Annotated in this window: 12 protein-coding genes; 3 read left to right on the plus strand and 9 right to left on the minus strand. The window is 44.7% G+C overall.

Going from position 1 to position 12,473, the window contains the following annotated elements; translation table 11 throughout:
• Positions 1-98 precede the first annotated feature (98 nt).
• Both topB and ABE021_RS00620 read right to left on the minus strand, forming a co-directional pair.
• Positions 99-2,240: a DNA topoisomerase III gene (gene topB, locus ABE021_RS00615; protein ID WP_430286225.1), complete on the minus strand. Its 2,142-nt coding sequence runs from the start codon at positions 2,238-2,240 to the stop codon at positions 99-101.
• Between the two features lie 191 nt (positions 2,241-2,431).
• Positions 2,432-3,349, minus strand: coding sequence for a haloacid dehalogenase-like hydrolase (locus ABE021_RS00620; protein WP_430286226.1), 918 nt, complete (start codon positions 3,347-3,349; stop codon positions 2,432-2,434).
• Positions 3,350-3,634: 285 nt separating this feature from the next.
• On the opposite strand from ABE021_RS00620, the gene ABE021_RS00625 reads away from it, so the two are divergent.
• The 3 genes from ABE021_RS00625 (at position 3,635) to yedF (ending at position 5,947) form a co-directional block, all read left to right on the plus strand.
• Positions 3,635-3,994: a protease inhibitor I9 family protein gene (locus ABE021_RS00625; protein ID WP_430286227.1), complete on the plus strand. Its 360-nt coding sequence runs from the start codon at positions 3,635-3,637 to the stop codon at positions 3,992-3,994.
• Between the two features lie 515 nt (positions 3,995-4,509).
• A complete protein-coding gene (gene yedE, locus ABE021_RS00630; protein ID WP_430286228.1) occupies positions 4,510-5,718 on the plus strand; it encodes a selenium metabolism membrane protein YedE/FdhT in 1,209 nt (402 codons plus the stop codon).
• Positions 5,708-5,947: a sulfurtransferase-like selenium metabolism protein YedF gene (gene yedF, locus ABE021_RS00635; RefSeq protein ID WP_430286229.1), complete on the plus strand. Its 240-nt coding sequence runs from the start codon at positions 5,708-5,710 to the stop codon at positions 5,945-5,947. Before yedE ends, yedF begins: the two co-directional genes overlap by 11 nt.
• 201 nt (positions 5,948-6,148) lie before the next feature.
• On the opposite strand, the gene yiaA is transcribed toward yedF, so the two are convergent.
• The 7 genes from yiaA to ABE021_RS00670 form a co-directional block, all read right to left on the minus strand.
• On the minus strand, positions 6,149-6,619 hold the full coding sequence (gene yiaA, locus ABE021_RS00640; protein WP_430286230.1) for an inner membrane protein YiaA: 471 nt from the start codon (positions 6,617-6,619) through the stop codon (positions 6,149-6,151).
• Positions 6,620-6,889: 270 nt separating this feature from the next.
• Positions 6,890-7,342 carry a HicA family toxin-antitoxin system gene (locus ABE021_RS00645; RefSeq protein WP_430286231.1) on the minus strand — a complete coding sequence of 151 codons (453 nt, stop codon included), beginning with the start codon at positions 7,340-7,342 and terminating at the stop codon, positions 6,890-6,892.
• A 69-nt stretch (positions 7,343-7,411) separates the two neighbouring features.
• A complete protein-coding gene (locus ABE021_RS00650) occupies positions 7,412-8,014 on the minus strand; it encodes an ABC transporter ATP-binding protein (protein ID WP_430286232.1) in 603 nt (200 codons plus the stop codon).
• Positions 8,007-8,945, minus strand: coding sequence for an ABC transporter ATP-binding protein (locus ABE021_RS00655; protein WP_430286233.1), 939 nt, complete (start codon positions 8,943-8,945; stop codon positions 8,007-8,009). Before ABE021_RS00655 ends, ABE021_RS00650 begins: the two co-directional genes overlap by 8 nt.
• Before the next feature lie 34 nt (positions 8,946-8,979).
• A complete protein-coding gene (locus ABE021_RS00660) occupies positions 8,980-9,837 on the minus strand; it encodes an ABC transporter permease (RefSeq protein ID WP_430286234.1) in 858 nt (285 codons plus the stop codon).
• Positions 9,834-10,826 carry an ABC transporter permease gene (locus ABE021_RS00665; protein WP_430286235.1) on the minus strand — a complete coding sequence of 331 codons (993 nt, stop codon included), beginning with the start codon at positions 10,824-10,826 and terminating at the stop codon, positions 9,834-9,836. The genes ABE021_RS00660 and ABE021_RS00665 overlap by 4 nt, the downstream gene beginning before the upstream one ends.
• Before the next feature lie 15 nt (positions 10,827-10,841).
• Positions 10,842-12,446 (minus strand): ABC transporter substrate-binding protein, encoded by a 1,605-nt coding sequence (locus ABE021_RS00670; RefSeq protein WP_430286236.1) that lies wholly within the window; start codon positions 12,444-12,446, stop codon positions 10,842-10,844.
• Positions 12,447-12,473: the final 27 nt, after the last annotated feature.

Here is a 12,473-nt window from a genome sequence, read left to right on the forward strand (position 1 = left end):
CATTTTTATCACTCTTTTGAATTAAGGCGTTTTCCAATTCTAGCATGGGCACGAGCAGTAGGCAATTTAAATGAACAGAAACGGATTGTATGCTGTGGTTAAACGAACACTAAGTTCAATTTGCCTTCTTTCAATTCAAGCATGGCATCGAATTTCTGGCCGTTGGAATTCGTAAATCCTTTGATCACATTCGTTTTACCGGTTGTACAAAGCAGTTTAACTTGTGCTTGTGTCAGTTTCTTTTTCAAAAACAATCCTGGGAACGTCTGCTTACAGCCATTTTTGTAGTTACTGCAGCCGAAAAATTCTTTTCTTGCGACGATCATCCCGTTCCCGCATTTCGGACAGGGGGCAACTTCTGTCACTGTATAGGATTTTCGGCTGGATGATTTCGACGGGGGGAGTACAATGTCGATTTTTTGTTGTTCCAGCTGTACCGGGACGTCTTCTAGGAGTTTATAGATGAACTTCGACACACTGCCTAAAAAGTGTTGGCCCGTCCCTTCACCATTTCCTATTTTCTTCAAATAGGTTTCCCATTTGGCGGTCATCGAGGGGCTTGCAAGCAGGCTGCCTTCAATGGCCTGACAGAGGACACGTCCTTTATCGGTGATTGACACAATATTTTTCGTAACAGAAATATACCCATGCTTCTTTATCGTCTCGATAATGTTACTGCGTGTCGCTTCTGTCCCAAGTCCTTCAATTTCTTTCAAAATATCCGTTTCCGTCTGGTCTTCGACAAGCTTTCCGCACGTTTTCATCATCGCGATCAGCTGACCTTCCGTATAGGGCTTAGGCGGCTGAGTCGCCCCTTCTTTAATCCCGATTTCGCTTTGAACCGTTTCGTTTTGGACGAGAGGCGGCAGAGCAGGTTCGTCCGCTTCCTTCCCTTTTTTCGGAGGTGCAGCAAACAGTTCCTTCCATCCTTTGTCTATCTCCGTTTTCCCGGTTGTAAAGAAGGGAAGTCCGTTGACGTCCGTCGTCACTTTTGTTTCTGTATATAAATAATCGCGGTGGAACATCGCGAGTGCAGTCCGTACGACTTCTTCATATAAGTTGCGTTCCAATGGGGACAGTCTTGCAATCACAGCTGCCGTGGGAACTTTTTTTGTCGGGATAATGGCATAGTGTTCCTGTACCTTGGAACTGTCAACAAACCGCTTTTTCGGTGTCTTCGAAGCAATGGAGAACGGCTGGCCGATGAGCTCTTGGTATTTTTCAACAGAAGCTGCTAAGTAATTAAATTCACTCGGCGTGATATGCCGTGTGTCCGTACGAGGGTACGACACGAGTTTCTTCTCATAGAGCGTTTGCATCGTCTTCAGCACAGTGGCCGGACTCGCTTTCCAGCGTCGGTTGGCAGTTGCCTGCAGCGTGGAAAGGGAATGCAGCTGGGGAGGCGGCATGCGCTTATCCGTTGTTTTCAATTCCGTGATGGTACCCGGTGTCCGTTTCGTGATACCGCGACTATTCAACGCCTCCGCGATCAGTTCCCGCTTCGGCTCTTTCAACTTGGCTTTTCCTTTATACGTTCCGTTCGCCGCTGTAAACAGGGCCTCTGCCTCAAAGAATGGTTCCGACACAAACGTCTCAATCTCGCGCTGCCGCTGATAAATCAAATACACGGTAGGAGATTGAACGCGCCCGATCGGGAACACTTCCTCGATTCCTTTCGCTTTCAATAACAGCGTATACAGCCGCGAGCCATTCATCCCGACGAGCCAGTCACTGATCTGGCGGGACTTCGCTTCTTCATACATCTGTAAGTCTTTCTTATTGTCACGCAGATTCTCAAACCCTTTGATCACTTCATCGGCTTCAAGAGAGTTGATCCACAAGCGTTTTATCGTCTGCCCGCGAGCTCCCGTCTGATCGTAAATACTATAGAAGATATTGGATCCTTCGCGATCCACGTCACATGCGTTAATGACAGTATCCGTGCCCTTAATAAGCTTCTTCACGACTTGGAACTGCTTGAACTTGCCCTTTGATACTTGGAACTCATAGCGTTCCGGCAAAATCGGCAAGCTTCCGAGTGACCAGCGTTTCCAGGAAGGATTATAGGTATGCGGTTCTTTCAATTCCACCAGATGCCCGACACCCCACGTCAAAAAAGCCCCCTCCGGAAACGTCGGGCATGGGTGGATTTCCATATAGCCTTCGTGTTTACGGGCAGTGAAGGCATCTGCGTAGGCTTTTGCTTGGGACGGTTTTTCGGCTAGTATGACGGGTTTCATGTAGGCACCTCGATTTTCGTGTTTCATACGTTAGTTCTGTTAGGTGTATTATCGCATAAAAATAGGATGTTATCTAATCCGTTAGAAGTTCCTCCTTCAATCCTGCAGCGAAGCGGTAATCCTTGTCCACAGACCACATGCTCCTTACAAAAGTGAGTATCTAGGAGGAGCATCTCTTCCGAATTCTTCTCTTAGCGCATTACAGAGGATGCCATTCTGACATACGTATGCCGTCTTCCACGAATCACAATTGAATACGTCATGATGTTTTCTGGTACCGCAATCCCGTAAAAACCAGCATCTCCGATATGATAAATATCGGCACCAGCCATTTTGCTGTTCAGTGCAATTTGCCGGATCGTTGCCTCGTCTGCACCTTCTTGACTTGTTCCGATTGTGAGCATGGCTAATGCACCTTTTGAATGGACGAAACGGACGTGTTTTTCAGCGGTATCCACCGTGATGCCTGGCACCGTTCCAGGAGCGGGCATTAATATAATATCTGCGCCTGCTTCAATAAAGCTTGAAAGAGTATCCTCTGAAATAATGCCACTGCCTGTTTCGTTTGCAACACCAGCCCCATGCATCTTCCCAGCGATTATTAATCCCTCGTTGCCAAAAACCTCTCGCGCTTTCCTAACGGCTACGATCGTTTCGGCGTTTGTCACGCCTGTTTTAGGGTTTCCTGTTAAACAGATGAAGTCAAAGCCAAGTTTTTTGGCTTCTATTAACGTCGCTTCGCTAGCCGTTCGCCCGATTGGAATCGTATCCAGTTTTTCTAAATGCTTGGCATCGAGGTCCACAGGTTCCAAATTCAGCCCGACAGGACGCCCAGTCAATTCTTTCACCTTTTCAATAATGGACTCATTCTCAGCACAATCGTATCCTTCGACAGCAGGATTGAATACATCAAATAGGTTCAATAACAATAAATCCGCGCCAAAGGAAGCAGCCAGTTCAGCGTTTGTAATACCGGGATAGAGCGGAGAGACAGAAGTCATCGTCTCGGATAAGATCACTCTGCCTTCACACGCTCGGATCGAGTTCTTTAAATCCTGACCATTCATCTTTTGAAAATCGGAAGCGGTGCAATCCAATAGTCTTTTCATAGAAGTTCCTCCTTTTTCGATTACCCTTCACATTGCGCGACCAGCACCTCATGATGCGTTTATATTTTTTCTATAGTTTAGCAATGTTTGACTAGTATCAGTATCTCATATATTGAAGTGCGCAGCTACGAGGCATCTGGTTTCAGTTCACAGAGTAGGTGGACAAGGAAACGGATAATACAGAATATTGGTGGACATGTCGATAGGATGTGATTACGATAGTTATAATCAGGCGGGAAATGCATGGAAAAAGAACGGTGAGGATTCAAGAGGGAGGGACAGTGAATGAACAGGAGGATCTATCTTGACCCGGATGTGGATTTGCATACGAATGCATTTGTTCAAGTCATCATTGAATTCAGGATAAGTCCTGCACATGTTGCAGCAGCAGCTGATCCTTTTTTGTCTTTGGAACAAGCAGAAGAACAAGTCGAGCAAAGTCATACAGAATTTCAGAGAGAGCTTGCCACAGTATTAGCGGGAAATCAGTATCCATATACAATCATGCACTTGTATAAAAACAGTTTGAACGGCGCAGCGATGGAGATTCAAGGATTGGCTATTCAAAAGTTGTTGTCTTCCCGAGTGATCGGAGCGATCTATCCCAACCGTGAGATGAGGATTCCAGAAAGCCCCATAATGTGATTGTCCATTTATTAATAGAACCAGCCTTTCTGCGTGAAAGAAAGCGCAGATGGATTGATTTGGCTTAAAACCGATGCGGTTCCTCATTGAATATATCATCTGAAAAATCATACCGATTGGGAAACTACAAAAATGAGTACGTAAACGCAGGAACGGCTAAATCGTTGTAGGTTCTATCACATTCGTCACTATATTTTTCTGTTTCTCTTCAGTTTGCAGGACGTAATAACGGACTGTTTAGAAAACAAGGCCAAAGTGTTTCCTTTAGCAAAGTTAAGTGCGGAAAGTTCCGGCTGAAATAGGAAACAGAGAGCAATGCAGCGACTGTCCGTTCAAAAGGGGGAGCGGATATTCATATCCAAGAAGATACATGATGAGTGTTTCCGATTTTCAGATAGGGTTACCAGTGCTCTGGATACATACAATAAAACCTGCTCCGTCCTTGTTTCTTAACTTGCTTTCTCTCCTATAAGGTCTAAAATAGAAAAGTACTTTATTTGGAGGAGACCCATTATATGAGAAATTTTATTCAACCTGTATTTCAACGTTATTGGAATCCTTATGTCGTCTTACTGATTGCAGGGATGCTTAGTGCCTTATACTTTGGTCTGACCTCGACAGTCTGGGCTGTCACTGGTGAATTCACTCGACTCGGTGGAGATCTCTTGAAACTGTTCGGGGTTGATATTTCCGGTTGGGCATATTATGACATGGTCCACCTGAAAGGGACGACCTGGAGCCGTCCGGATGGCTGGATTGTCTGGGGGATGTTTATCGGTGCTTTGATGATGGTGTTATTAAGCAATAACTTCAAGATCCGTCTTCCGCAACAGAAACGCCGATATGTCCAAGGGCTTGTCGGTGGAATCATTGCGGGATTCGGTGCACGTCTGGCACTCGGCTGTAACTTGGCTGCATTTTTTACCGGAGTACCGCAGTTTTCATTCCACTCTTGGATTTTCATCGTGGCGACTGGAGTCGGCACGTTCTTTGGGGCCAAGTTGACAAAGATGCGCTGGTGGAAAGGCAAGCCGACGTTAACGCGCGGTGCTGCAAAACCAACTAAAGTGAAAAAACGTGTCATCCAGCCTTATGTGGGAGTCGCGATTGCACTGGTCTACCTGGGCTTGATGATCTATTTCTTCGCAACTGGACAAAAACTGCTTGGGCTAGGAGCACTATTCGGACTTGCATTCGGAATTCTCATTGAACGCGGTCAAATCTGCTTCACTTCCGCTTTCCGTGATCTGTTCCTCGTAGGACGGAGTGTCATGGCAAAAGCGATTATCGTGGGGATGGCTATCAGTTCCGTACTAACGGTGATTATCATTTCCGTATATGACGTAACACCAATCACTCAAATCGCAGCGCTAAGCACATTTGTCGGTGGCGTATTGTTCGGTCTCGGTATTGTCATGGCTTCTGGGTGTGAAACCGGTATGATGTATCGGCTCATGGAAGGACAAGTCCTGTTCTTACCTGTATTTGCGGGGAATGTCATTGGCGCCACTTTGCTTGCGTATGCATGGGATCATCTAGGCGTCTATAATACTTTGGTCAAAAGTGGAACAAAAATCAATCTGCTGGATTCGTTTGGACCTGTCGGCGCTATCCTTGCAACACTCGCAATGTTAGGCGTACTATATGCAGTAACGGTTTATCGGGAAAAACGCTATCATCGCCAGTTGGCTATGAAAAGAGGAGGAAACCAACATGCAAGCTGACAAAGAAGCCGATTTCACACTTGATCTGCGTGGTGAATCATGCCCTTATCCGGTCATTTACACACTCGAGGCACTGGAAGGCATGAACAAAGGTGAGTTGTTGCAAGTCATCACGGATTGTCCAGGCTCTTTCCGTAATGTACCGGAAGAAGCGCTTGCCCATGGGTACACGTTTGCACAAGATCCTATTAAGAACGGTCAGGAGTATCTTTTTTATATCTATGCTTGAAGTAGAACGTTAACCTATTTCAAGGTTTGACATAAGTGTTCAAGCTGTAACATTTAAAAGAGCTGTCATCCAAAGTCACTAGTTGACCTTGGATGACAGCTCTTTTAATAGTGAAATGGATTTCACTGTTTAATCATCCTCTCTAGGTTTTTGAGAATCCCGTACGTTTTTTTGTACCGTTAGTGAAATGGATTTCACTGTTTAATCATCCTCTCTAGGTTTTTGAGAATCCCGTACGTTTTTTTGTACCGTGATGGCTGCAAAGATACTCAAGACAAAGGCCATTCCAAAAAAACCTTTTTCACTCAAAACGATACTTCCCGCATTGTATAGCCCGATTGCCATGAGCGAAATTGCTACAATGAGAGCAAACCAACTGAGCCCATAGTAAATTGGGGTGACAGGGATGTCCTCGTCCTTATCTCTAACTACTTTTTGCAAGGAGACCGCGGCGTAAAGTCCAAATATCAAAATTGCAAAGTAGTACCCTTTTTCATTGAGCTCCATTGCCGCATTGAACAGGCCAATGAGATACGTACTGACGCCGATGACGAGCGCCAACCAGGAGGCGCCTTTAAATGCTGGAGTAGGTTCTCCGTCTTTTCGTTCTGGTTTCAGCTTTGGACGGTTCTGTATTTCTTTATCAAAAAAATCTTTTGGTTCATTCGACATTGATATTTTCTCCTCCTCTTTTTAAAAGTGCGCGATAGCAACCATTTCTGTACCATTCAGTTAGTTTCTTGGAATAGAGTACTTTTGCACATGGTGCAGTATATGTGAGGAAGGTACAATGTGATTCCTTTTGGATTTTAAGGAGCGAGAAGAGCGGAGTGGCAGTTAGGGGAGCACCTTTGACAATCAATTCAACCAATTAGTGAATGCAAAAAAAGATTAGTGAAAAAAGCCGGTCCAGGCTTCCTCACTAATCTTTCTAGTTTTAACTTAATTAGTTTCGTCCAAATGTGATTTCATTTTCTGTTGCACTTGTTTCTCGATTTTTTCGACCTTGGCGTTGTTCAGCTTGCGTCGAGGTTTAGGGTGGAACCATTCCAGCTTTCCGTGACGCACCAATCCTTTGTATTCCTCACCGTCAATCAAGAGCTTGAATTGATGGGCTTCATGGACTTGCTGATCAAACATGGTCGTCACTTCGAACTCATCAAGTTCTTCATCAACGGGTTCGGCTATATTATCATCTAACAATCTGAGTACTTCGGATTCAACCCACATCAGCTGTTCTTCTCCTAAGTCTTGTTTAGGATGTGGGTTAAGCCACTGGATTTCGCCTTCAAGGTAATCACCTTTATACTCCTTGCCATCTAGAGAAAAACTGAATTGGTTTCTTTCATAGATACGATTATCATAAATCTTTTCCACTTCAAAATCGTCAACCATTTCTAAACCCCTCCTAAAAACGGATACATTCACTTTCCCCTTAAGTTGAAGTATAAATAACTGATAACTTTAGTGCAACTGATTAAAATCGAGGACCCGATCACATATTCTTTCTAATAATTGTTTTTCATGGCTAATTACAAGTACGCCAAGGGGACGCTCTTTAGCTATCTGAAGAATGGTGTGCCAAATTTGTGCTTGGGTAATTGAATCCAACATGGATGTCATTTCATCGGCAATCAAATACTCTGTATGAGGTCCTAGAGCGCGGGCCACACAAAAACGCTGCAATTCGCCGCCCGATAGTTCACTTGGATAGCGTGTCATCCAGGAAGGGGCGATTCCTAAAGCATCCAAAATGCTTGAATCCACATTTCCCCCTTCAGCAAGTACCTTATTCATCTTCCATCTTGGGTTAATTGCTTTTTCAGGGTGCTGCCAGACTAACTGTACCGGTGATGGACCTGTAAATTCCACTTTTTGCTCATTCACTTTCACGATACCTTCTGCAGGCTCCAAATAATTTGCTATGACTTGGGCCAACGTGGTCTTCCCAGAACCACTTTTTCCATAAAGACCTACAATCTCGCCAGGCGCAATGCTCAAGGAAAGGTTTCGAAATAACCAAGTATGTTTTGTGTGGCGATAACTGACTCCTTCAACTTCAAGCATGGAAACACCTCACGCTTCCACCGTCAACCGTTCTTGCATGGGGTTGCTGCTGTTCGCACAGCTCGGTTGATAAAGGACACCGGGACCCATACACACATCCAGTCGGTGACTGCCTAGAAAATCGCTGTACTTCGGAGGCGGGAAGAAATTCGTTTTGCGGCAATGCATTCCAAAGTGCTCTTGAGTAGGGGTGCCGAAGCGATTCACCTTTTCCTGAAAAGTCTTTGGCATCAGCGACCTCAAGGGTTTGTCCAGCATAAAAGACCGCAACTTTATCCGCAATACTATGTGCTGCATCGAGATCATGGGTGATGAACAGGACCCCTTTGCCAGAATCAGAGAGGTGTTTGATGAGTGTTAGAGTTTCATTGCGTGCTTCAGAATCTAACCCTGGGGTGGGTTCGTCTGCAATGATCAGCTTTGCTTCACTTGCTATTGCCATCGCAATAAGTACCCTTCTCGCCATTCCACCTGACAATTCAAATGGATAGAGGTCCGCGGTTTCGGGGGATAGACCTAGGTTTTTGAAAATGTTTCTCCGTATGTTCTTCCTATCCTTGCTCTTAATAACTACTTCAACCTGTTTACCAGCCTTCATTAATGGATCTAATGCATTAACGGATTGCGGAATAAGGAAAATTTCCTTACCGCGTAACTGGATCTGTTTTTCAATAGTAAGCTCTTCACCATCAAAATATAATTTTCCACCAAGTTCCGCATTCTTCGGTAGTATTCCTAAAATGGAGTTGGCAAGTAGACTTTTACCTGAACCACTTGCACCGACAACGGCTACAATTTCTCCGCGATGGAGAGTCATATCGAAGTTCGTTATTGTCTCAGCCTTCATTTCCTGCAATCCTTTACCATATTGATGGAAATGTAAGGATAACTGACGCACTTCCATTAGTGGATGCTGCGCTTGTCCGATCATCCTATATACCTCCTTCCTGCTGCAAGCCTATCTTTTATAAGTGATCTCCTGAAAAGGGGTCAATCCACTTTTGGAGTTGACGACCGAGTATGTCGAAGATACCGACCATAACTAAAAGAGAAAATCCCGGAAAGAGTGCCAACCACCACATGCCTGTCGACAAATATCGCATGGCCTCCGATAAGATGATGCCAACCGCCGGTGTTTCGGGTGATAAACCGAATCCGAGGAAAGTAATGGCCGCTTCATGTAAAATAGCGTGTGGAAACAAAAGGATAGCTCCAATCAGCAACTGCGGAAGCAAATGTGGCAATACATGATGTGCGGCAACCCATGCTTTGGTTTTGCCTAGCTTCTGGGAGATTGCGACATACTCAGTCGTATTTATCTGTAACACTTCTGCTCGTAACAAACGGGTCAGGCTTGGCCAATGCGTTAAAGCGAGACCAATGACAACTCCTTTAAACCCCCCGCCGAACGTGAAGGATATTAATATTAACAGGACGATGTGGGGGACGCTAAGGAACAAGTCGATTAACCACGTAATGCATGCATCCACCACTTTGTTCGTCATGGTGAGCAAGCTTAACAGTAGCGCTATGAAAGTACTGATAATCACAGATAGCAGACCGACGGCAAAACTTAATGACAGTCCTTTCAGTGTTCGCGCAAGCATGTCGCGTCCGAGCCAATCCGTTCCGAAAAGATGTTCCAATGAGGGCGGGATATTTCTCTGCTGTAGATCGACGCCCAACGCATCTTTATTAATAAAAATACCAGCGATGAGCATGCCTAACAATATAAAGAGCGATACTGAAATGATGACAGTGGATTTCACTCTGAGACTCCACATGTTCTTTCGTTTTCGTATGATGTTGTTCGAAGCACTCATGTGGTTGTTCTCCTTCTCACCCTTGGGTCAATCACTTGATATAACAGGTCGGCAATCAAATTTCCAATAAATACGAATAACGCACTAAAGAGGACGATACCTAAAAGAAGGGGCACGTCACCGCCAAGACCTGCTTGAACAACGGCCTGGCCAAGACCTGGATAAGAAAATACCTGTTCTGCTAGGACCGCTCCGCCAAATAGTTCACCAAACGATGCAAAATGTAAGGAGATAGCCGGCAACGAAATATTTCGAATCCCATGTCGCCAAAGCAATGAAAGGGAGCGCTCTCCCTTTGCTTTAGCAAAACGGATGAATTCACTATCCAGTACATCGATCAATTTTTGTCTCGTATGCAACGCGACATTAGAAATTCCTACAATGCTCAGTGTCAGTGCAGGTAAAAACAAATGTCTGATCCGCTCAAAAATGGTCACGTCCTCATTCAATATTCCAGCGGGTGAGGCCAGTCCAACAGGAAACCAGCCAAACCATACCGAAAAGCACATCAATAGAAGTAAGCCGAGCCAAAATGCTGGTGTGGAAGCGATTGTGAAGCAGAGTCCTTTTATGGCCACATCTATCCAAGTCCCTTTTCGCATTCCGGCTAGTATTCCGAGCAGATAACCGAGAATTCCGGATATCCCCCATGCGATTCCCATTAAAGCTAGTGAAGCGAAAAAGCGCTCCGCAATTACATCAGCAACAGAGGTTCGAAAGGTCAATGAGGTACCAAGATTGCCATGTAAAACCGCATTTGCCCAATGGAAAAACCGCGTTGTAAAGGTATCGTTCAACCCCCAATAGTCAGCAATGTTTTCTCGTTGCTCGGGACTGACACTTGTCATATCTGCACCAATATAGGCTTGGATAGGATCCACAGGTGAATGGCTGACAAGTGTGAAAGAGATAATACTAACTGCGACTAATAATAATGCTAACTTAAGTGTGTTTTTTACAATAAACAAAATTCCTTTTTTAGCATACAACGTATATCCCTCTTTCTACTCTTTCCAATGCCATTGTGAAATGTAATCAGTCATTGGCCAGCCGTGCCCATGTGGTTGGATTTTTTGTGGCCCTATTTCTAAATCATCGCGTACGAAATAAAGGTGTTTCATATTAAGCAGCCATACCCAAGGCGTATCCCCTTGTGCTGAAAAGCCCGTTGAACCATCCCACTGTGCTTTTTTCCAATAGTCATTTGCTTTGACGGGATCTTGGGAGTTCATAGCTTTTTCCATATAGTCATCGACAGTCGGATTAGAATAATAGTTCGTATTATAGAAATCCTGTCCCCTCGTCGTACTGCTGTATATATTATACATTTCAAGAGGGCTATTACTGCCCCATCCCATCATGACAGGATTCGAATACATTACATGGACAAGTTCGTTCCAGTTTTCGCCTTTGGTTGTGATATCGATACCAAGCGGCTTCATTGCATCCGAGAAAGCGAGAGATAGGGATTGACGAATTTGATCATCTGCAGGGTAGTACAAAGTAAGTGCTGCTTTAGTTCCATCTTTCTCTCGGATTCCGTCTGCGTTTTCTTTCCAACCGGCGGCATCTAGAATTTCTTTTGCTCCTTCTAGATCTCCATCTGCAATCACTGTTTCAGAATTCCACCACGGCAAATGATCCGCTACAGAAAACGCTTTCGTTCCAAAACCTTCAACGACACCGTCCACCAAATCTTGCCGGTTGATGGCGATATTTAGCGCTTTACGGATCGCCTTTTCAGCGGTGACATCATTACCAATTGGATCTCCATCTGCTGTGTGTTCACCAGAGGGAACATAGGGAAGAATGATCCCTCTATTATCGGCACTATCCAGTTGAACAAGCGTCATACCCGGAATTTTTTGCTTAGCAAATGACGGTGTGACAGATACTATGTCTGCTTGCCCTGACTTCGCCGCTGCAAATGCCGCGTCTTCTGACAAAAAGAGGAAAGTGAGCTTTTTGAAAAAGGGCTTTTCTCCGTAATAAAGAGGATTCGCCTGAACGATTAATTGCTGACCTTTATTCCATTGGACAAGCTCGAATGGACCTGACCCGATTGGGTGTGTACGATACGAATCGTCATAAGCATGTTCAGGGACGATTCCCATTGTTGCAAGCGAATAGAGAAATGTGGAATTGGGCTGTTTCAAGGTGAAAGTGATTGTATTTTCATCTACTTCATCTATTCTTTCGAGGTTCGTCAAATCGACAACGGATGCGCTGTTTTTCGCCGTTTCAAACGTGAAGTGAACATCCTTTGCCGTCAGCGGCTCGCCGTCAGAAAATTTGACATCATCTCGGATATCTACGGTCCAAATCTTTCCGTCATCGCTGACATTGTAGGCTGTAGCCAAATCATTTTGTATATTAAAATCTTTATCGAACGTCAGAAGCGTACTTTGAAATAACGGGGAGCCATAGTGACCCCATCCTGTTGTTGGGTCAAAACCTTCCTCGGATTCTCCGCCAATGGCCAGAGTCAGAGCATCGTTCTTTTTAGTGGATGTGTTGGATTGGTCTGAAGGCTTCTCTGTATCCGAACAGGCTGCCAATATACTAGCGATGACCAGGGAATTTAATAATAGAAAAAATTTCTTATTCATAGATCTGCTCCTCGCATATGTTGTTGT

Source organism: Sporosarcina gallistercoris, assembly GCF_050459885.1.
In the GTDB taxonomy this organism is placed as follows: Bacteria; Bacillota; Bacilli; order Bacillales_A; family Planococcaceae; genus Sporosarcina; species Sporosarcina gallistercoris_A.